Annotated in this window: 22 protein-coding genes and 1 pseudogene; 21 read left to right on the top strand and 2 right to left on the bottom strand. The window is 71.6% G+C overall.

Annotation, left to right across the window (positions count from 1 at the left end):
* Positions 1 to 322: 322 nt before the first annotated feature.
* The 10 genes and pseudogenes from OHS70_RS04190 (at position 323) to OHS70_RS04145 (ending at position 8,802) form a co-directional block, all read left to right on the top strand.
* Positions 323 to 1,576: an aldehyde dehydrogenase family protein gene (locus OHS70_RS04190; protein WP_328393760.1), complete on the top strand. Its 1,254-nt coding sequence runs from the start codon at positions 323 to 325 to the stop codon at positions 1,574 to 1,576.
* Positions 1,573 to 2,172 carry a hypothetical protein gene (locus tag OHS70_RS04185; protein WP_328393758.1) on the top strand — a complete coding sequence of 200 codons (600 nt, stop codon included), beginning with the start codon at positions 1,573 to 1,575 and terminating at the stop codon, positions 2,170 to 2,172. Before OHS70_RS04190 ends, OHS70_RS04185 begins: the two co-directional genes overlap by 4 nt.
* Positions 2,169 to 3,872: a thiamine pyrophosphate-binding protein gene (locus OHS70_RS04180; protein ID WP_328393756.1), complete on the top strand. Its 1,704-nt coding sequence runs from the start codon at positions 2,169 to 2,171 to the stop codon at positions 3,870 to 3,872. Before OHS70_RS04185 ends, OHS70_RS04180 begins: the two co-directional genes overlap by 4 nt.
* Positions 3,869 to 5,257, top strand: a complete 1,389-nt coding sequence (locus tag OHS70_RS04175) for a class I adenylate-forming enzyme family protein (protein WP_328393754.1) — start codon at positions 3,869 to 3,871, stop codon at positions 5,255 to 5,257. Before OHS70_RS04180 ends, OHS70_RS04175 begins: the two co-directional genes overlap by 4 nt.
* Positions 5,254 to 6,291 (top strand): annotated as a pseudogene (locus OHS70_RS04170) (beta-ketoacyl synthase N-terminal-like domain-containing protein); the annotation flags it as partial. The gene OHS70_RS04175 and the pseudogene OHS70_RS04170, both read left to right, overlap by 4 nt.
* 322 nt (positions 6,292 to 6,613) lie before the next feature.
* Positions 6,614 to 6,952, top strand: a complete 339-nt coding sequence (locus tag OHS70_RS04165) for a TcmI family type II polyketide cyclase (RefSeq protein WP_328405399.1) — start codon at positions 6,614 to 6,616, stop codon at positions 6,950 to 6,952.
* Positions 6,922 to 7,209, top strand: coding sequence for an acyl carrier protein (locus OHS70_RS04160; RefSeq protein ID WP_328405397.1), 288 nt, complete (start codon positions 6,922 to 6,924; stop codon positions 7,207 to 7,209). Before OHS70_RS04165 ends, OHS70_RS04160 begins: the two co-directional genes overlap by 31 nt.
* Entirely contained in the window at positions 7,206 to 7,961 is a 756-nt protein-coding gene (locus tag OHS70_RS04155) for an SDR family NAD(P)-dependent oxidoreductase (RefSeq protein ID WP_328393752.1), read from the top strand. The genes OHS70_RS04160 and OHS70_RS04155 overlap by 4 nt, the downstream gene beginning before the upstream one ends.
* Positions 7,961 to 8,341 carry a SchA/CurD-like domain-containing protein gene (locus tag OHS70_RS04150; protein ID WP_328393750.1) on the top strand — a complete coding sequence of 127 codons (381 nt, stop codon included), beginning with the start codon at positions 7,961 to 7,963 and terminating at the stop codon, positions 8,339 to 8,341. The genes OHS70_RS04155 and OHS70_RS04150 overlap by 1 nt, the downstream gene beginning before the upstream one ends.
* 5 nt (positions 8,342 to 8,346) lie before the next feature.
* The gene (locus OHS70_RS04145; protein ID WP_328393748.1) at positions 8,347 to 8,802 is read left to right on the top strand and encodes an anthrone oxygenase family protein; all 456 of its coding nucleotides are present in this window, start codon (positions 8,347 to 8,349) and stop codon (positions 8,800 to 8,802) included.
* 52 nt (positions 8,803 to 8,854) lie between these two features.
* Here OHS70_RS04145 and OHS70_RS04140 read toward each other — a convergent pair whose 3' ends face one another.
* Positions 8,855 to 10,279 (bottom strand): multicopper oxidase family protein, encoded by a 1,425-nt coding sequence (locus OHS70_RS04140; protein ID WP_328393746.1) that lies wholly within the window; start codon positions 10,277 to 10,279, stop codon positions 8,855 to 8,857.
* A 5-nt stretch (positions 10,280 to 10,284) separates the two neighbouring features.
* Positions 10,285 to 10,671: a SchA/CurD-like domain-containing protein gene (locus OHS70_RS04135; RefSeq protein ID WP_328393744.1), complete on the bottom strand. Its 387-nt coding sequence runs from the start codon at positions 10,669 to 10,671 to the stop codon at positions 10,285 to 10,287.
* Between the two features lie 185 nt (positions 10,672 to 10,856).
* On the opposite strand from OHS70_RS04135, the gene OHS70_RS04130 reads away from it, so the two are divergent.
* From OHS70_RS04130 to accC, 11 genes are all read left to right on the top strand, one after another.
* Complete coding sequence (locus OHS70_RS04130) at positions 10,857 to 11,291, top strand: cupin domain-containing protein (RefSeq protein ID WP_328393742.1); 435 nt, start codon at positions 10,857 to 10,859, stop codon at positions 11,289 to 11,291.
* Positions 11,288 to 12,565 (top strand): beta-ketoacyl-[acyl-carrier-protein] synthase family protein, encoded by a 1,278-nt coding sequence (locus tag OHS70_RS04125; protein ID WP_328393740.1) that lies wholly within the window; start codon positions 11,288 to 11,290, stop codon positions 12,563 to 12,565. The genes OHS70_RS04130 and OHS70_RS04125 overlap by 4 nt, the downstream gene beginning before the upstream one ends.
* A gap of 2 nt (positions 12,566 to 12,567) precedes the next feature.
* Positions 12,568 to 13,827 carry a ketosynthase chain-length factor gene (locus OHS70_RS04120; RefSeq protein WP_328393738.1) on the top strand — a complete coding sequence of 420 codons (1,260 nt, stop codon included), beginning with the start codon at positions 12,568 to 12,570 and terminating at the stop codon, positions 13,825 to 13,827.
* A gap of 50 nt (positions 13,828 to 13,877) precedes the next feature.
* Complete coding sequence (locus tag OHS70_RS04115; protein ID WP_328393736.1) at positions 13,878 to 14,345, top strand: SRPBCC family protein; 468 nt, start codon at positions 13,878 to 13,880, stop codon at positions 14,343 to 14,345.
* 13 nt (positions 14,346 to 14,358) lie between these two features.
* Positions 14,359 to 14,820: a DUF1772 domain-containing protein gene (locus OHS70_RS04110; RefSeq protein ID WP_328393734.1), complete on the top strand. Its 462-nt coding sequence runs from the start codon at positions 14,359 to 14,361 to the stop codon at positions 14,818 to 14,820.
* 23 nt (positions 14,821 to 14,843) lie between these two features.
* On the top strand, positions 14,844 to 15,596 hold the full coding sequence (locus OHS70_RS04105; protein ID WP_328393732.1) for an SDR family NAD(P)-dependent oxidoreductase: 753 nt from the start codon (positions 14,844 to 14,846) through the stop codon (positions 15,594 to 15,596).
* Positions 15,596 to 15,946, top strand: coding sequence for an antibiotic biosynthesis monooxygenase family protein (locus tag OHS70_RS04100; protein ID WP_328393730.1), 351 nt, complete (start codon positions 15,596 to 15,598; stop codon positions 15,944 to 15,946). Before OHS70_RS04105 ends, OHS70_RS04100 begins: the two co-directional genes overlap by 1 nt.
* Positions 15,936 to 16,247: an antibiotic biosynthesis monooxygenase family protein gene (locus OHS70_RS04095; protein WP_328393728.1), complete on the top strand. Its 312-nt coding sequence runs from the start codon at positions 15,936 to 15,938 to the stop codon at positions 16,245 to 16,247. Before OHS70_RS04100 ends, OHS70_RS04095 begins: the two co-directional genes overlap by 11 nt.
* Positions 16,248 to 16,574: 327 nt before the next feature.
* Complete coding sequence (accD, locus tag OHS70_RS04090; RefSeq protein ID WP_328393726.1) at positions 16,575 to 18,269, top strand: acetyl-CoA carboxylase, carboxyltransferase subunit beta; 1,695 nt, start codon at positions 16,575 to 16,577, stop codon at positions 18,267 to 18,269.
* Positions 18,266 to 18,853: an acetyl-CoA carboxylase biotin carboxyl carrier protein gene (locus OHS70_RS04085; protein WP_328393724.1), complete on the top strand. Its 588-nt coding sequence runs from the start codon at positions 18,266 to 18,268 to the stop codon at positions 18,851 to 18,853. Before accD ends, OHS70_RS04085 begins: the two co-directional genes overlap by 4 nt.
* Complete coding sequence (accC, locus tag OHS70_RS04080) at positions 18,850 to 20,199, top strand: acetyl-CoA carboxylase biotin carboxylase subunit (RefSeq protein WP_443062559.1); 1,350 nt, start codon at positions 18,850 to 18,852, stop codon at positions 20,197 to 20,199. Before OHS70_RS04085 ends, accC begins: the two co-directional genes overlap by 4 nt.
* Positions 20,200 to 20,239: the final 40 nt, after the last annotated feature.

Raw genomic sequence — 20,239 nt, 5'->3', positions numbered from 1 at the left:
CGGCGGGGAAGAGGGCAGCGAGCCGTATCGGTTCCCCCCGTGAGCCACCCGTCGGACACGTCCCGTCCCATCGGACACGTCCCCTTGAACGATGTGAACGGCCGCTGAACGTTAGTCGTTTGCTCTCGAGAACGACTGGAGCCGCTCGCGGTCCTGGACGACGCGAGCGGGAATCGAGCGCGCTGGTACATCCATAGAGGGCCGCAGGAAAGCTAGTCGGACCGTCTCGAGAGCGGCTGGAGGAGATCCGGCTACAACCGTTTCCGCCTGCCACGGGTCACCCCCGCCCGCAGACGCCCCCGTGCCGCGAGGAGACAGTTCGATGAGCCACCCGTCCATGCCCGTTCTGGAGTCCTTCACCCGTACCTGGCCCAACCTCGAAGCCGCGCACGGGAAGGCCATGCGGTCGGCGAGCGCCCTGCTGAGCGGACGCGACGAACTGCTGCCGCTGCTCACCCGGATCGCCACCCACAGCAGCGCGCGCGACGAACTGCTGCGCTCGGTGGGGGCGTTGACCGGTGCTCCCTGGGAGCTGGCGCGCAACTGCCCGCCTCAGCTGTCCCGGCTCTCGGTCTTCCTGCCGTCGAACAACATCCTCTACTCGTACACCCTGTACGGACTGATCCCCGCGCTCTACTGCGACGAGGTGATCATCCGCCCCTCCGCCCGCGTGCGTGACACGGCGTACGCCGTGCACAGGCAGATCAGCAGGCGCCTCGACCCGGACATGGCGCAGAAGATCAAGATGATCGACGTCTCGCAGCGGCAGTTCAAGCCGGTCTGCGCCGGGTCCGACGCGGTCGTGTTCACCGGCCGGCCGGCCAATGCGCACGAGGTGATGAACGACATCGGCGAGCGGCCGATGTTCCTCCTGATGGGATCTGGCCCCAACCCGCTGGTCATCGGTCCCCGTACCGACCCGGCGGCCGCCTGCCGGGCCGTCCTGCGGGCCCGGCTCTACAACTGCGGCCAGGACTGCCTGTGCCCGGACGTCGTCTTCGTCCACCGGCTGCGCCTCGACGCCGTCGTCGAGCAGTTGCGCGCCGAGCTCTCCGTCCTCACCGTCGGTGCGCGCAGCTGGTCCGACACCGTGCTGACCCCGCTCGTCTACGAAGGCGCGGCGGAAGGAGCCGCCGAGTTCCTCGCGGAGAACGCCGACCATGTCGTCTGCGGAGGCGGGACGGACCTGGAGCGGCTGCTGGTCGAACCGTCGCTGCTGGTCCTGCCCGAGGGCACCGGCTTCCATCCGCCCGAGCTGTTCTCGCCCGTCTTCTGCATCGTGCCGTACGAGGACCCCGAGATGCTCCGCGAATGGGCCCGCAGCCCGGAGGAACTCGAGCGCGGCATGTACGTTTCCGCGCTCGGCGAGCCCCGGCTCACCGGCGAGACGCTCGGCACGGGCGTCATCATCCGCAACGCCACCCCCTTGGACGCCGAGAACGGCAATCAGCCCTTCGGCGGATACGGGGTGCACGCCAGCAGCATCCGGCGCGACGGCAGGCTGATCGGCCGGCCCCTGCTGCTGTCCATGGAGGCGGGCCTGCGCCGGTCCGTCATCACCGGGCCGCTGCGGTGAGCGTGGGCGTCCGCCCGCCGTTCGCGAGGCCGCTCGTCGCCGGGGCGGGACGGCCCGGCCCCGGCACCGTGCACCTGGTCACCCGGGTCCTCGAGGCGCTGATGGCCGGGATCGGCCCGGTGCCGTGCCACACGCCCCTCGTCCTGTCGGCGACCGACCACTGCCTGCTCGCCGTCACCGAGTTCGTCGCCAGATGCGAGGACACCACCCGAAGACTGCGGCCCTCGGTGTCGCTGGCGCTGGAACCCTCGCTGCTGCTCGGCAGGTTCACCGTGGAGCACCGGTGGCCGGGCCCGAGCTACGCACTGGTGACCCCGGGCGGAGCGGGCCCGGCAGCACTGCGCTGGGCCACCGCCGCGGTCGACGCGGGCACCGTTCCCGCCGCGGTCGTCTGCGAGGTCGTCCACGGCCGGCCGGCGGGCGAGGACAGCGTCATGGTCGTCGCGGCGCTGCTCGCACCCGGCGGCACCGAGAGCGCGGTGCACCTCGTCACCACGGACATGCACCCCGGGGACCCGGACCGGCTGCCCGGTGCCTTCGGCAGCGCCCTGCTGCGCGCCGCAACCGGTGCGGACCGTGCGGAGGTACGGACATGAGCGGCGTTCCCGCCACCTGGCGGCGCGCCGCCGACGCGCTCGCCGAAGCGGGCTGCGAGACCGTCTTCGCACTGCCCACCGACGAACCCGGGCTCCTGGACGCCGCGGACATCCACCCCGAGCTGCGGGCCGTCGCGGTGCGCGCCCACCGCACCGCGGCGTGCATGGCGACCGGCCACGCCCAGGTCACCGGCCGGCCCGCCGTACTGGCCCTCGGAGCGGGCCCGCCGTTCGGCGACGCCGTCACGGCGCTGGTCGAGGCCGACTCGGTGTGCGCCCCCGTGATCGTGGTGACCACCCGTGTCCCCGCCGCGGGCATCGGCCGCGGCGGCTTCCAGGACATCGACCAGGCCGCCCTGGCAGCCGCGTTCACCCGCACCTACCTCCGGGTCACGGACGCGGGGTCGCTGGCCTGGGCGCTGCGCAGGGCCGTCCACATGGCGCTGAACGGGCGGCCCGGAGTGAGCGTGGTCGAGGTCGCCCACGAGGCCGTCGAGACTCCCGGCCCGGACGGCGCCCGGCCCCCGTCGTACGGCGGGCCCGTCCGCAGACTGCGCTCCGTACCCGACGACGGCGCGCTGCGGCGCGCCGCAGCACTCCTTGCCGACGCCGCACGACCCCTGCTCCTTCTCGGTGGCGGTGCTCGGGCGGCAGGCGCGGGTCCCGCCGCGCTGGCGCTCGCCGAGCGCTGGGGCGCCCCCGTGATGACCACGGCAGCCGGCCGCGGCAGCGTTCCCGAGGACCATCCCCTGGTGTGCGGCAGCGTCGGCCTGTACGCCACACCGCCGCTGGAGACCGTCCAGTGCGGCGCCGACACCCTGCTCGCCGTGGGCACCCGGCTGGAGGAGACCGCCCGCCTGGGCTGGGACACCCTGGACTCCCTCCGCCTCGTGCAGATTGACGGCGACCCGGAGGCGTTCGGCGCGGGGGTGGCCGAACCCGCGGCCGCACTGCTCGGCGACGCCGCCCTGTCCCTGGCCCCCCTCACCGCGCTGCTGGGGGAGCGCACCGAGCAGCGTGCCGCCTGGCTGCGGAGCGCGCTGTTGGCCCGCCGCAGGGCATGGCTCGGCTGGACGGCCGACGGCGATCTGGCCGGTTCACCCGCCCGTGCCGCCCTCGCCGCACTGGCCGAGGTGTTCCCCGACGCCGTCACCGTCCACGACAACGGCGCGAACGACATCTGGTCCTACCACTGGCCCGTCCATCGCGTCGGGCCGCGCGGGCGCACCGTGGTGCCGGGCGAACAGACGATGCTCGGCTTCGGCCTCGCCGCAGCGACCGGGGTCGCCCTCGCCGCCAAGGACCGTCCCACCGTCGTGGTGTGCGGAGACGGCGCCGCCGAGATGAGCCTGGACGCGCTGCCCACGGCCGCGGAACTCGGCATCGGACTCGTCCTGCTCGTCCTCGACAACCAGGGCTACGGCTGGCCCCGGTTGCTGCGCCGCGAAGCCGGCGCGCCCACGGGCCTCACCCGGTTCGCCCGGCCGCTGCCCGTCGACGACGTGGTCCGCGCCCTCGGTGGCAGCGCCGAGACCCCGGACTCCGTCGCCGCCATCCCCCTCGCGCTGCTCCGCGCCCGCAGGTGCGCCGAAGCGGGCCGGATCGCCCTGGTCCGCGTCAAGGTGCCCGAGGACGACGTACCGCCGGGTATCCGCCGGCTGTTCCTGGCCTCCGGCCACGACATGGGAGACGAGAGATGAACCCCGTTCCCCGCCGCCTCGTCATCGACGGCGAGCCCATCGCCGCCACCGCCCTGCGTACCGCGGTCGAACGGACCGCCAGGGCCGTGGCCCGTGAGCTCGGCCCCGCCGACCCGCCTCTCGCCGTCGGCGTGGATGCGACGACCGGGCCCGCCGTGCTCGTCACCGCCCTCGCCGCGGAACAGGTGGGCGCACCCCTCTTCCTGCGCGGACACCAGGGCGCCGAGCAGCACTGGCCCGCCGAGGTCGGTGCCGTGGCCTCGCCCGCCGCGACGGAGCGCGGGGGAGAGCTCGCCCCGCTCGTCACCGCGACGCGCACACCCCGCGCAGCGCCGCCCGCCCCGGGCACCGGCGCTCTGTTCTGGACCTCCGGCAGCTCCGGCCCCGCCAAGGCGGTCGTCCTCAGCCGTGCCGCCCTCGACTACCAGGCCCACGCCACCGCGCAGCACCTCGGTATCGACGGCGACGACGCACTCCTGCTTCCCCTGCCGCTCAACCACGCGTACGGACACAGTGTGTTCGGCATCTGGCGCAGGCTCGGCGGCGAGCTGAACCTGCACACCGCCCTGCGCCCCGAAGCGGTCGCCGCCGATGTCGCCGGCCGCCGTACGACGTCCCTCGACGGCGTCCCCTTCCTCTACGCCCTGCTCGCCAGGGCCGCCGAGTCCGACCCCCGACTGCGCGACGGGCTGCGGTCGTTGAAGGTCCGGGGCTGCGGTGGTGCGGTACTTCCCGCCCCCGTCGCCGCGCACTTTCAGTGGGTCGTCGGCGCACCCGTGCACGACGGATACGGGCTCACCGAGGCCGGACCCAATGTCGCCCTGTCCTCGGACGGGCACCTGCGTGCCAAAACGGTCGGCACCGTACTGCCCGGCACCGCCGTACGGATCGCTGCCGGCACCGGCGAGATCCAGGTCAGCGGCCCCGGGCTGATGACCGGATACCTCGGCCGCCCCGACGCCACCGCCGAGGCGCTGTCCGACGACGGCTGGCTGCGTACCGGCGACACCGGATCGCTGGACGCCGACGGATTTCTCAGTGTGCTCGGCCGCCTCAAGGACATCATCATCGTGCTCGGTGAGAACCACGCACCGGCTGTCGTCGAGGACGTGCTGCGGGCCGACGATGCCGTCGCCGACGCCGTCGTGGTGGGAGTCCCCACCCAACAGGCCCACGGGGACGCGGTGTTCGCGTTCGTCGAGCCCGCCGACCCCGGGCGCCCGCCCAGCGAACGAGCCCTGCGGACCCGCTGCCACCGGAGCCTGCCGCCGCTGCTGCGGCCACGTGTCATCCGGATCGGTACGCTGCCGAGGCTGCCAGGCGGCAAGGCGGACCGGCAGCAGCTGCGCCGGCTCGCCGCCGCATCGGGAGGTCGGTGCCCATGACGAGGCCGCCGGACCGACGCGTCCGGCACACCGCGCCCGACACCGTGATCACCGGCATGGGCCTGATCACCGCCTACGGCAGCGGCACCGGTGCCTACTGGAGCGGGCTGCTCGCCGGTTCCAGGGCGCTGCGCCCGCACCCGGCGCTCGCCGCGGACGGCTTCCGGTGCGCCGTGACCGCCGCGGTCGCCGACGCTCATCCGGTGCGCGACACCGACCCCGCGACGCGGCGCGGCCGTCTCGCCCGCGCCGCTGCCGGTCAGGCACTGAACCAGGCCGGCATTTGTGAACTCGGCCCCGAAACCCTGCTGGTGACAGTGGGTCAGACACCGTTGGTTCCCGATCCTGAGTACCTCGCGACGCCCGGACCGCGCTGGGGACGCCTCGAGCTCGCCGGCCCCTCGGCCGACGACATGCCCGGTACCGGCCCGCACACCGAGACCGTCCATCTCTCCCAGGCATGTGCCTCCCTCTCCTTCGCCGTCGACTACGCCCGCACCTGGCTGCGCTCCCGCTGCGGTACCACCGCACTCGTCGTCGGCAGCTTCGTGCTCAACTCCTACGAGTACGCGGGCATGGCGGTCACGGGCGCGCTCAGCCCGACCGGCGCCCGCCCCTTCGACACCGGACGCGACGGCACCAGCCTCGGCGAGGGCGCGGGCGCCCTGCTGCTGGAGCGCGCCGATTCCGCCACCCGGCGAGGGGCGCGTCCGCTGGCCGGCCTGGCCGGCACTGCCGCCAAGGTGGGCGGCCGCAGCCCGGCGGCGTCCGACGAGGACGCCATCGCGGAGTGCGTCACCGCCGCCCTCGAGGACGCCGGGCTCGACACCGTCGGCTACATCCACGCCCACGCTTCCGGAACGATCCAGGGAGACAACGCCGAACTCGCCGCCCTGGACGTGGTAGGCGCCCGCCGCGGCTGGCACGCCGTCCCGGTCAGCGGCCACAAGGGCGGCATCGGGCATCTGATGCACTGCTCGTCCGCGCCCGGGCTGGCCGCCGCCCTCGGATTCCTGCACACCGGTGTCGCTCCGGGCACCCCCGGACTCACCTCCCCGGAACCGAGCGGCCGTCGCCTGCGCGTACTGACCGCGGCCCGTCGGCTGCCCGGAGCGCCGCGCACCGCTCTGGTCAACAGTTTCGGGTTCGCCGGCAACAACTCCGCTCTCGTACTGACCGCACCGCACGGGCGGCGGGGGCGCGGCCCCCCCCGTGCCGCCCGGGGTCCGGGCGAAATCCCGGCCGCCCCAAGGACGTTGGACGGCCGGTCGAGCGGCACTCCACCACGGCCTGCCACGGTGCTCGAAGCCCGTCAATCACCGGGCTGTCCAGCACTTTCCACGAAGGAGGCCGACGGTGGCACACCGGACGCTCATAGTGGCTCGGATGGAGCCGGGCAAGGCCGGCGACATCGCCAAGATCTTCGAGGAGTCCGACTCGAGCGAGCTGCCCCACATGATCGGTGTGACGAGGCGGTCGCTGTTCACCTTCCACGATCTCTACTTCCATCTCGTCGAGGCCGACGAGGACATCAGCCCGAGGCTGTACCAGGCCCGCAGTCACCCCCTTTACGACGACATCAACACCCGCCTCGCCAAGTGCGTCTCGCCGTACGACCCCAACTGGCGCGAGCCCAAGGACGCCATGGCGCAGGCCTTCTACATATGGACCAAGGACGGAGGGCGGATCCAGTGAGCCAGTTCACCCTGCCGGAGCTTGCCGACAAGCTCCGCGAATGCGCCGGTGAGTCCGAGGGCATCGACCTCGACAGCGATGCGGTGCTCGACGTGCCGTTCATCGATCTCGGCTACGACTCCCTGGCACTGCTGCAGGTCACGGGTGTCATCAAGCGGGAGCGGGGCGTCGAGCTCTCCGACGACGCGGTCGTCGAGGCCGAGACGCCGCGGCTGCTGCTGAAGATGATCAACGCAAGCCTGCCCGAGGCGGCATGAGCACGGAAGACGCCGGCGTCTCGGGCCTCGCCGGGAAGCGGGTGCTCGTGACCGGGGGCACCCGCGGGATCGGCCGGGCGGCGGCGCTGGCCTTCGCCCGCGCCGGAGCCCGTGTGGTGGCCGGTCACAGCAGGGACGGCGAGGCCGCCGCATCCCTCGCCCGGGAGCTGGACGCGCTCGGCGAGGGACATCTGACCGTACGCGCCGACGTCACCACCGCCGAGGGCGCCCGCACGCTGGCCAAGGCCTGCCGCGAGCAACTCGGGGGGCTCGAGGTACTGGTGAACAACGTCGGCGTCGACGGTCACGCCAAGTTCGGCGACCTGGACGCGGCCGAGTGGCAGCGCCTGTTCGACCACAATGTGACCTCCGCCTACCTGGTCACCCAGGCCGTGCTCGAACTGCTGGCCGAGGGCGGTTCCATCGTCAACATCGGCTCGTCGGTCGCCCTGCGCGGCCGGCCCTTCAGCGCCCACTACTCCGCCTCGAAGGCGGCACTCGTCGGCTTCTCACGGGCGCTGTGCAAGGAGCTCGGGCCGCGCGGAATCCGTGTCAACACGGTGGCTCCGGGTGTCACCGAGCCCGAGACCGGCGGAGATCTGCCGCCCCAGCTGAGGGAGCGGATCGCCGCGATGACCGCGCTGGGCCGTCTCGGCCGGCCCGAGGACGTGGCCGGAACCGTGCTCTTCCTGGCGGGGGACGCGTCCCGCTACGTCTCCGGCGCCACGATCACCGTCGATGGAGGAATCTGATGCCATACGCAGCGATCACCTACCGGGTCAAGCCCGGGCACGAGGACGAGATCGCCGAGATCTTCGCGAACTTCGCCCGCGTCGACACCCCCGACTTCAAGGGCGACGACGGCGGGGCCGCCGGACGCCTGCTCGGCACCGGCGTGTTCATCAAGGACGACGTGATGGTGCGCGTCATCCACTACGAGGGCGACTTCGCCGCCGTCGGCCGCCACATGGCCACCCAGAAGGGCGTGCACATCCTGGAGGAGAAGCTCCAGCCGTACCTCGCCGAAGAGCGCGACACCAGCTCACCGGCCGGCTTCGCGGCGTACTTCCGCAACGCCACGATGCGCTCCATCGCCCAGCTCACCGTCGACACCCACCCGGCCGGGACCTGAGCGCCATGACCGAGGTGCTGGGGATAGCTGTTCTCCTCGGCAGCGGGGTCACCGCGGGGGTGCTGTTCGCCGTGGCGCTGAGCGTGCTGCCCGCGCTATTCGCCATGGAGACCACCACCTACGTGTACGCGCACAAGCTGCTGGGCCGCAACTGGGACCCGACCATGCCCGTCGTCGTCCTGACCTCGACGCTGCTGGCCGGCTGGCTGGCCGTGGTCGCCGACGACGGCACGGCACAGCTGCTGTTCGCCGTCGCCGCGGTGCTGCTGCTGGGGGTCTCCGCCGTCTCGCATCTGTGCAACGTACCGATCAACCGCCGGGTGAAGGCCGTCGACAACCCCGACGACCTGCCGGCCGACTGGCAGGACCCGCGCCCGCTGTGGCGGCGCTGGCACCTGCTGCGCACCCTGCTCGCCGTCATCGCTCTCGTGCTCAACGCCGCGGCGGTCACCGTGATCTGATCACGGTGACCGCCGCGGCGGTTCGCTGTGTACGGCGAGGCTGACGGGCAGGTCAGCGCACCATCTCCATCTGGCCCATCATTCCCATCGTCAGATGACCCATCAGATGGCAGTGGAACATGAACTTCCCGGTGTGGTCGGTGAACCTGATCTTTATCCGGGCGCTCTCGCCCGGCATCACCGTGATGGTGTCCTTCCACCCCGCCTCGCCCGGACCGGCCGGCCTGCCGTTGCGGTCGACCACCTGGAAGTGCTCCAGGTGCGGGTGGAGCGAGTGCGGGATGGTGAAGTCGACGTCCTTGTTCTCGATCGTCCAGATCTCCGTGACGCCGAGCTTCGGCCGGAAGTCGACCCGGTTCACGTCGAACGGCATGCCGTTGATCAGATGCTGCTGGCTGCGCGGGTCGAAGGACATGGCGAACGTCCGCTCCACCGCCGGTGTCCCCAGGTCCGCAACCGGCCGCAGCGCCGCGGGCACGCTGCTCGGATCGGCCGCCGTACGCACCACGTCGAAGCGCATCACCTCCGGCGCCTCACCAGGGAAGGTCATCATCGTCGACAGCACGACCTTCGAACCGAGGGGGTACCGGGAGAAGTCGATGACGATCTCCTGCCGTTCGGCCGGCCACACCTGCAGGATCCGGCTCGGCACCGGAGCGGGCAGCAGCCCGCCGTCGGTGGCGATGTGCGTGAACTCCTCGCCCTCGCCGAGCCGCAGCACGAAGGCCCGCTCGTTGGAGGTGTTGACCAGCCGGAAGCGGTACTTGCGGGCCGCGACCTCGAAGTAGGGCCTGGGCGAGCCGTTCACCAGGAACGTCGGCCGGTCCTGGAAGCCGTGCAGGTCGTACACGAGCGTGCCGTCGTCCTCGATCTTCGCGTCGCGCAGCTGCAGCGTGACGTCGTACTGCCCCTTCGGCAGCGGCAGCGCGTCCTCGGCGGGGTCGGTGAGCACATAGGTGGCCGCGGCGCCCCGGTAGATGTTCTCCGCGTGCGCGTGGTGCGAGTGGTCGTGCACCCACATCGTGGAGGCGGGCTGGTTGTTCGGGTAGCGGAACAGCCGCGAGCGGCCGGGAGCCACCTCGTTGTCGGGGTGGCCGTCCGAGTGCGCCGGGACATGCCCGCCGTGCAGGTGCATCGAGAACGGGACATCGAGCGCATTGGCCTGCTCGATGATCACCGGCCGGCCGCGCCGCGCCACGATCAGCGGGCTCAGCGCCCCGCCCAGGGTCCGGACCCGGGACGTCGTCCCGGGCAGGATCGCCACATCGGCGTCCCGCGACGTCAGCCGGTACAGATCGTGGTCGGCCAGCCGCGTCGGCCGCAGCGGCCTCGGCACCCTGAGCGGCACCGTGAACGGGGTGGTGGCCGCCGCGGCGCGCCTGGGCGGCGTGCCGAGGACAAGACCGGCGGGTACGGCGGCCAGCACACCGGCCGCCGCACCCGCCTTGAGCAGACTTCTGCGGTTCAGCACGTACATCTCCCTCAGCTCGTGGACGGGCGAGGCGCGTCACGCACGGACATCTGCGCCATACAGGTCAGCAGCGACCGCTCGAACGTGGCGACGAAGCCTTCGACGGTGTCCGTCGCACGCGGCCTGGTCAGATAGGGGGCGAGCCTCTCCTCGACCTCGCGCACGCCCGGCTGGACCGCCATGTGCCGTGCGATGGCGCGCAGATCCCCCTCGTACTCGATGACCCGGACCATCGTGTCGTCGCGGATGAAGACCGCGGTGGACAGAATGCGGGCGCTCTCCTCGCCCCCGTCGTCCTTGACGACGGGCGAGCCCACCCTGCGGAAGCCGGTGAAGATCTCGGTGATCTCCTTCTCGTAGCCGGCCTTGATGTCGTACGTGATGGCGGCGAAGGGCATGGCTGCTCCCCTGGTCGGGTGGACTCCTGCCCGGCCATCGCACGGCACCGCGCTCGCCAGGTGCTCGAGCGCCGGTACACCCGTCCCCGCTCCGCTGGAACATCAACGCTTCTTCGAGCCGGCCTTTAGGTACGGCTGGGACGGTTCGAGCCACTGGACGGACCAGGTCGTTGAGGAGGCGGGCAGTGACCACCGAGATCACGCGCACCGTGCGGGTGCACGCTGACGACGTCGAGGCCAACACCCGGCGCGGCGGCGACATCCGGACGACGCTCAGCCCCAGGACAGTGGGGTGCACTTCCGGTTTCGGCGGTGTACTGACCCTGGAGCCGGGTGACTTCGTCACCGAGCACTACCACCCCTATTCCGAGGAGTTCCTGCACGTCATTTCCGGCCAGCTGGAGATGACCATGGACGGCCAGCCCATCACGCTCGGGCCGGGCGACTCGCTGCTCGTGCCCATCGGGGTACGGCACCGGCTCGTCAACACCGGCAGCGAGACCGCGAAGGGCGCCTTCCATCTCTCACCGCTCGCACCCAGGCCCGAGCTCGGGCATGTGGACACCGAGAAGGTCCAGCGGCCCGAGGAGTCCAACCCCCAGGTGGGCGGTGCCCGGTGAGCCGCAGAGCGGTCATCACCGGCATAGGCGTCGTCGCGCCCGGCGGAGTGGGCAGGGAGGCCTTCTGGGACCTGCTCACCGCCGGCCGCACCGCCACCCGCCGGATCTCGCTGTTCGACCCCAGCGCCTTCCGCTCCCAGGTGGCGGCCGAGGCCGACTTCGACCCGGCAGCCGCGGGGCTGAACGCACGCCAGATACGGCGGATGGACCGCGCGGCCCAGTTCGCCGTCGTCTCGGCCCGCGAGGCCGTGGCGGACAGCGGAGTCGATTTTGCGAACACCCCGCCCGAGCGCATCGGCGTCAGCATCGGCAGTGCGGTCGGCTGCACCATGGGGCTCGAGGAGGAGTACGTCCTGCTCAGCGACGCCGGCAAGCACTGGCTGGTGGACCACACCTACGGAGTGCCGCACCTGTACGGCTACATGGTGCCCAGCACCCTGGCCGTCGAGGTCGCCTGGGAGGTGGGCGCCGAAGGACCCGTCGCCCTGATCTCCACCGGCTGCACCAGCGGACTCGACTCGATCGGGCACGGCGCCCAGCTGATCGAGGAGGGCACCGCGGACGTCGTGCTCACCGGAGCGACCGACGCCCCGCTCTCCCCGATCACCTCCGCCTGCTTCGACGCCATCAAGGCCACCTCGCCCAACAACGACGACCCGGAGCACGCCTCCCGGCCGTTCGACCAGGACCGTGACGGCTTCGTCCTCGCCGAGGGCTCCGCCGTGCTGGTCCTGGAGGAGAAGTCGGCCGCAGAGGCCCGCGGCGCCCACATCTACGGCGAGCTCGTCGGCTTCGCCGGCCGCAGCAACGCCTTCCACATGACCGGCCTCAAGGCCAACGGCCGCGAGATGGCCGAGGCCATCAAGGTGGCCCTGGACCGGGCCCGTCTCGACGCGAGCGCCGTGGACTACATCAACGCCCACGGCTCGGGCACCAAGCAGAACGACCGGCACGAGACCGCCGCGTTCAAGCGCACCCTCGGCGGCCACGCATACAAGGTCCCCGTCAGCTCGATCAAGTCGATGGTCGGCCACTCGCTCGGCGCCATCGGCTCCATCGAGGTCGCGGCCTGCGCCCTCGCGCTGGACCGCCAGGTCGTGCCGCCCACCGCCAATCTGCGCACCTCCGACCCGGAGTGCGACCTGGACTACGTCCCGCTGACCGCCCGGGAGCACCGGATGGACGTGGTCCTCAGCGTCGGCAGCGGATTCGGCGGGTTCCAGAGCGCCATGCTGCTGGCCCGCCCCGGCGCGGCCCGGAACTCGAGGAGCTGACGGTGACCACAACAACGGCCAAGGCCCCCGTCATCACCGGACTCGGCGTCGTCGCGCCCACCGGCCTCAGCGCCGAGGCCCACTGGTCCGCCGTACTCGGCGGGCAGCCGGCGATCGGGCGGATCAGCCGCTTCGACCCGTCCGCGTACCCGGTCCGCCTGGCGGGCGAGGTGCCGGGCTTCGTGGCCAAGGAACAGGTGCCCAGCCGGCTCATCCAGCAGACCGACCGCTGGACCCATCTGGGCCTGTCCGCGGCCGAGGCCGCCATCAACGACGCCGACGTCAACCCGGCCGAACTGCCCGAGTACGAGCTGGCCGTGGTGACCTCCAGTTCCTCCGGAGGGACCGAGTTCGGCCAGCACGAGATGGAGAACCTCTACCAGCACAACCCCGAGTGGGTCGGCGCGTACCAGTCCATCGCCTGGTTCTACGCCGCCACCACCGGCCAGGTCTCCATACGGCACGGGCTGCGTGGCCCCTGCGGCGTGATCTGCACCGAGCAGGCCGGCGGCCTCGACGCCATCGGCCAGGCACGCCGCCTGATCCGCACCGGATCGAGGCTCGTCGTGACCGGCGGCACCGATGCGTCCCTGTGCCCGTACGGGCTGACCGCCCAGCTGTCCACCGGCAATCTGTCCACCGTGCAGGACCCGGCCCGCGCCTATCTGCCCTTCGACAGCGAGGCGTCGGGCTATCTGCCCGGCGAGGGCGGCGCGATGCTGATCGTCGAGAGCGCCGAGGCCGCCGAGGCCCGCGGCGCCCAGAAGATCTACGGCCAGGTCCTCGGCTACGCGGCGGGCTTCGACCCGCCGCCGCCCTCCGCCGCCGGCCCCGATTCCTTCGCCTCCGGCCGGCCCCCGGCGCTGCGCCGCACCATCGCGGCCGCACTCGCCGACGCCGGAGTCCGACCGGACGCCGTCGACGTGGTGTTCGCCGACGCGCTCGGCGTGCCCTCGGCCGATCTGACCGAGGCCGAGGCGCTCGCCGAGATCTTCGGCCCGCGCGGCGTACCGGTCACCGCTCCCAAGACGCTGACCGGCCGGCTGTACGGCGGCGGCGCGCCCCTGGATGTCGCAACAGCCCTGCTCGCCCTGCGCGATCAGGTGATCCCGCACACCGTGGGCCCCACCGCACCGGCCCCTGGGCACGAGATCGACCTCGTGCTCGGCGAACCGCGCCACCAGGAGCTGCGTACCGCGCTCGTCGTCGCCCGCGGACACGGCGGCTTCAACGCGGCGCTCGTCCTCGGCCGGGCGGGCTGAACCCGGGCCGGCCGACAACCGCGCCAACCGACTCACGGCAGGAGGCCGTCATGGCGGGACACACCGACAACAGCATCGTGATCGAAGCGCCGATGGACCTGGTCTGGGACATGACCAACGATCTCAAGTCCTGGCCGCAGCTCTTCAGCGAGTACGCCTCCGTGGAGATCCTCGAGGAGGAGGGCCGGGAGATCACCTTCCGGCTGACCATGCACCCCGACGAGGACGGCAACGTGTGGAGCTGGGTCTCCCGCCGCGTCCCCGACCCGGAGAGCCGCACCGTCCACGCCCACCGCGTGGAGACCGGCCCGTTCGAGTTCATGCGGCTGTTCTGGGAGTACACCCAGGAGGACGGCGGCGTACGGATGCGCTGGGTGCAGGACTTCCACATGAAGCCCGAGGCCCCGGCCAGCGACGCCGGTATGACCGAGCACCTCAACCGCAACACGGGCATCCAGATGAACCTGATCAAGCAGAAGGTCGAGGCCGAAGCGGCCCGCCGCGCCACGGCAGGCTGAGGAGGTTCCAACGGTGATCGCCTATCTGGTCCCCGTGGTGGTCCTCGTCAACGGCCTGGCCGCCGGCGTGCTGTTCGGCACCCAGCTCGGCGGCTGGCCGCTGCTCGCGGCCCTGCCCGCCGACCGCTACGTACACGCACACGCCTTCTTCGCCACACGCTACGACCCGGCGATGCCGCTGTGCCTGCTCGGGACGCTGATCGGCGACGCCGTCCTGGCGGTGATCGCGCCGGAGGCGGCCGTACGCGCCCTGTTCATCGTGGGCGCCGTGCTCGCCGCGGCCACCGTCACCATCTCACTGATCAAGAACGTCCCGGTCAACAAATGGGTGCAGACCCTCGATCCGGACAACCTGCCCGACGACTTCGAGGCCAACGACCCGCGCTGGAACTGGGGCGCGTGGAACCACCGGCGCAGCGTGCTCACCCTGCTCGCGCTGCTGGTCAACTGCGCCGCCCTCGCACTGCTGCTCTGACTGACACTCTTGCGGAGGAATTCATGGATCTCGGTCTCAAGGGCAAGAAGGCCCTGGTCACCGGCGGCACCCGAGGGGTCGGCCGGGGGATCGTCAAAGCGCTGGCCGAGGCCGGCGTCGATGTCCTGACCTGCTACCAGAACTCCGGCGACGCGGTCACCTCGCTGGAGAAGGAACTCAAGGAGACCGGCGGCAACCACCATGTCATGCGGGCCGACGTCTCCGACCCGGACGATGTCGCAGCCCTCCTGACCCAGGCCAAGGAGCAGTTCGCCCGGCTCGACCTCGTGGTGAACAACGCGGGCGCCATCAGCCACATCCCTTACGCGGACCTGCCGTTCGACGAGTGGCGGCGCATCATCGACACCAACATCACCGGAACTCACCTGGTGATCCAGAACGCCCTGCCGCTGCTGCGCAGGGGGTCCTCGGTGGTCAGCATCGGCTCCAAGGCGGTCGAGGCCGGCATCCCGCTGCGCTCCCACTACACCACCACCAAGGCCGCGCTCGTCGGCCTGAACCGTTCGCTGGCCAAGGAGTTCGGCGCCAAGGGCATCCGCTTCAACGTGGTCGCCCTCGGCGTCATCGAGACGGAGAACCTGCGCAAGCTGCCCGCGGACCAGCAGCAGCTGATGATCGAGCGCTACAGCGCCAAGACCGCGCTCGGCCGGCTCGGCACCCCCGAAGAGGTCGCGGGCGCGATCCTCTGGCTGGCCAGCGACCTCTCCCGGTACGTCACCGGGTCCACCATCGGCGTCGACGGAGGGATCTCCTGATGACCAACGGCAAGCACTCACGATCCGAGGGCGCCTTCCGGGTACTGCTCCGCATGGAGATCAACCCCGGTCTGGAGGCCGACTTCGAGAAGGCCTGGCGCGGCAGCACCGAGGCGGTCACCGGCCACCCGGCCTGTCTGGGCCAGTGGCTGTCCAAGGACAACGACGAGGAGAGTGTCTATTTCATCGTCAGCGACTGGACCGATGAAGTGGGCTTCCGCGAGTTCGAGTCCAGCGACGCCCACCTCGCCCACCGCGAACGGCTCCACCCCTACCGCGGCAAGGGCTCGTTCAACACGATGCAGGTCATCGCCCACATCGAGGGCAAGGCCGCCACACATGCCGCATGAGGTCCGGGTCCTGGTCCACCAGGCGGCCCACGACGACGAGCAGCTGGCCGCGGTACGCGCCGCGTACCACGAGGTCAGCAAGCGCCTGGCGGGCGTAGCGGGGATGCTCGGCAACGAACTGCTGCGCTCCCCGCACGACCCCACCGCGCTCGTCGTCGTGAGCCGCTGGAGCGATCTGGCCGCGTTCCGGCGCTGGGAAGAGGGCGCCGGGCACCGTGAGGACACCGCCCCCTTGCGTCCGTACCGCGACACCCGGCTCGCCGTGCCGTTCGGCATCTACGAGGTGGAGGCGGCCTACTGAGAGCCCGGGGTGTGTCCTTCGGATCCAGCCGGGCTCTCGTGCCCTGGTCACCCACAGCCTTCGGCGTGAGTGGTACCCCCACCCCACAGCCTTCGGCGGGGCAGGTGCCCCCACGCGCCTGGTCGTCGGCCGGCATGGCTCACGCCATTCCTGTCTTCTCCGCTCTGCGACATCCCCCGTGGCCCTCCGGGCACGGGCGGTGCCCCCGGCACTGGACCCCACTCGCTGATACGGCCTGATCCCGAAGACACGCCCCGGGCCTCTCGTCCGCCCCGCGATCGCATCCTGTTCACCGCTCCGGCCCGATCCGGAAGAGAGGCCCCGTTCATGACCATCACGGTTCAACCCGTTGGCCGCACCACCGCGGCCGACGAGCAGGCAGCCTGGGTCTCCTGCTCCGGCTGCCGCTCCCTGGTCTACGGCAAACGCTACGCGCGTCTGCTGCGGGTCTGCCCGGAGTGCGGTGCGCACGCCCGACTCGACGCGCCCAGCCGTATCGAGCAGCTCTTCGACACCGGCACCCCCCAGGCGGTGCCGGTTCCGGCCACCCAGGTCAACCCGCTGGACTTCGTCGACCAGCACCCGTACGCGGACCGCCTTCAGCAGGCCAGGACCCGCACCGGACAGCAGGACGCCGTGCTGGTGGTCCGTGGACGGATCGAGGGGCGGCCGCTGGTCGCCGCCGTCATGGACTTCCGGTTCTTCGGCGGCAGCCTCGGCGTGGCGGCCGGCGAGGCGATCACCACGGCCGCCGAGACCGCGCTGCACGACCGCGTACCCCTGCTGATCGTCACCGCCTCCGGCGGAGCACGCATGCAGGAGGGCGCGCTCTCGCTGATGCAGATGGCCAAGACGAGCAACGCCCTGGCCGAACTCGACGAGGCGGGTCTGCTCACCGTCACCCTCGTCACCGACCCCACCTACGGGGGCGTCGCCGCGTCGTTCGCGACCCTGTCCGACGTGGTGGTGGCCGAACCGGGCGCCCGTATGGGCTTCGCAGGACCGCGCGTCATCGAGCAGACCATCCGCCAGAAGCTGCCCGACGGCTTCCAGACCGCCGAATTCCTGCTGGAGCACGGTCTGGTGGACGACGTGTGGTCGCGTACCGAACTGCGCGCCCGGCTCAGCAGACTGCTCGCCGTCGCGGAGGAACCCGGTCCGGACTGGGGCGCCGGTGAGGAGGACCCCGTCGTCCGGGACAGCCAGCTCCTCGACCAACTGCCCGCCTGGGACTGCGTCCAGCTGGCACGTGAGGCCGGCCGGCCCACCGCACTCGAACACATCGGCTACTGGCTCGACGGCTTCGTCGAACTGCACGGCGACCGGGCCGGTGAGGAGTGCTCCGCGATCGTCGGCGGCGTCGGCCGCCTCGACGGACTTCCCGTGATGGTGATCGGTCATCAGAAAGGCCACACGACAGCAGAGTTGGTCAGCCGCAACTTCGGCATGCCCTCCCCGGCCGGCTACCGCAAGGCCGCACGGCTGATGCGGCTCGCCGCCAAGCTCGGCATCCCCGTGGTGACCCTCATCGACACCCCCGGCGCCTACCCGGGCCTCACCGCAGAGGAGAAGGGCCAGTCGGTCGCCATCGCCGAGAACCTGCGGCTGATGGGGTCACTGCCCGTGCCGGTGGTCGCTGTGGTGACCGGCGAAGGCGGCAGCGGGGGAGCACTCGCCCTCGGCGTCGCCGACCGGGTGCTGATGTGCGCGAACGCCACCTACTCGGTGATCAGTCCCGAAGGCTGCGCGGCCATCCTGTGGAAGAACGCCGCCGAGGCCGCCGTGGCCGCCGACGAACTCGCCCTGGACGCCGCCTCGCTGCTGCGCCTCGGAGTGGTCGACGGAGTCATCCCCGAGCCCGAGGGCGGCGGCCACACCGACACCACGGCGATGAGCGACACCGTACGCCGCGCCACCGTCGTGGCGCTGCGCGAGCTGCGCGGCCGCACCACCTCACCGGCCGGACGGCGCCGGCGCTTCCGCGCCTTCGGTCTCGCCCCCGACCCGGGGACACGGACGTGACCAGCTATTTCGCAGGTGGTCACGGCATCGGCAACGGCAGGTACTACGGAGAGATACCCATGAGCGAAGTGACCAAGGAGAGCCTCCGCAATCCCCGGACCGACGACCCGCTCAGCGGTCTGGACTACGACACCAGCGCCCTGGCCCTCACCGACATCTGCCGCAGCATCGCGGACGTCGTACGAGTCGGCTCCAACCACCCCAGGAGGGTGCGGGTGAGTCTGGGCGCGGCCAGCATCGAGGTCGAGTGGGAAGAGGGGCAGGCCCCCCAGGGCGAGGGGCCCACCGCCGCCCCGCCCGTCGAGGAGACGGTCGAGGGCTACCACGAATGCGCGCCCCTGGTCGGCACGTTCTATCTCGCTCCGTCCCCCGGCGCCCCGCCCTTCGTCCGTCCCGGCGACCGCGTCGAGGTCGGCCAGCAGCTCGGCATCGTCGAGGCGATGAAACTGATGAACCCGCTGGAGGCCACCCGGGCCGGCACCGTCGTCGACATCCTGGTCGCCGACGGCGCCGCAGTCGAGTACGGGCAGGCGCTGGTGCTCCTCGATCCCGAGGGCCCGGCGGGCCGCGCGGGGGAGGGGTGACCGTGACCTTCGACACCATCCTGGTGGCCAACCGCGGCGAGATCGCGCTGCGCGTGATCAGGACCTGCAAGGAGATGGGCATCCGGACCGTCGCCGTGCACTCCACCGCCGACAAGGACAGCGCGCATGTGCGCGCCGCCGACACCGCGGTACAGATCGGCCCCGGCATGCCGCGCAAGAGCTACCTCTCCGCGCCCGCGATCATCGAGGCGGCCATCCGCACCGGGGCCGACGCGGTCCATCCCGGCTACGGATTCCTCTCCGAGGACCCCGACTTCGCCGAGATCTGCGCCGACAACGGACTGGTGTTCATCGGCCCGAGGCCCGAGGTGCTCTCCCGGCTCGGTGACAAGGCCGTCGCCCGGGAGCTGATGACCGACGCCGGGCTGCCCGTGCTTCCCGGCAGCCCCGGCACCGTCGACAGCGCCGCCGAGGCCACCGACCTCGCCGCGCGCATCGGCTTCCCGCTCATCATCAAGGCCGCGGCGGGCGGGGGTGGCCGCGGCATGACAGTCGTACGGCAGCAGAGCGACCTGTTGCCCGCCTACCGCCAGACCAGGGCCACCGCACAGGCCGTCTTCGGCGACAACCGGGTCTATCTGGAGCGCTTCTGCGACAGCGCCCGCCATATCGAGGTACAGGTACTCGCCGACGGCCAGGGCAGCGTCCTGCACCTCGGCGAGCGCGACTGCTCCGTGCAGCGCCGCCACCAGAAACTCATCGAGGAGAGCCCCGGACCCGGGCTGCACAAGGAACTCACCGCCGCCATGGCCCGGGCCGCGGTACGCGGCGCCCGCGCGGTCGGCTACACCGGCGCCGGCACCTTCGAATTCCTCGTCCACGACGAGGGGTTCTCCTTCATGGAGATGAACTGCCGCATCCAGGTGGAGCATCCGGTCACCGAGGCCGTCTTCGGCGTCGACCTGGTGCGCGAGCAGATCCGGGTCGCCGCCGGGCAGGCCCTCGGCTACGCCCAGGAGGACCTCGTACCGCGCGGCGCGGCCGTCGAATGCCGGGTCAACGCCGAGGACCCGGCCCGCAACTTCGCCCCGTGCCCGGGCACGCTCGAGGAATTCGTGCCGCCCGGCGGGCCGTTCGTCCGCGTCGACACCCACGGCTACGCCGGCTGGCGGGTGCCCTCGCAGTACGACTCCCTGCTCGCCAAGGTCATCACCTGGGCGCCCGAGCGGGAAGCGGCCCTGGACCGGATGGACCGGGCACTGGCGGAGTTCCGGATCTCCGGGCCCGGCGTGCACACGACGATTCCGCTGCTGCGCGACGTCATCGCCGACCCCGCCTTCCGCAACGGAAAGCACGACACATCGTTCCTGGACGCGCGCCCCTGAGGTGCGTCACGGCACCGGACGGCCGGCCTGGGCGATCGTC

This window comes from Streptomyces sp. NBC_00390, assembly GCF_036057275.1.
Lineage (GTDB): Bacteria > Actinomycetota > Actinomycetes > Streptomycetales > Streptomycetaceae > Streptomyces.
This window is presented reverse-complemented; position numbering and strand designations above follow the sequence as displayed.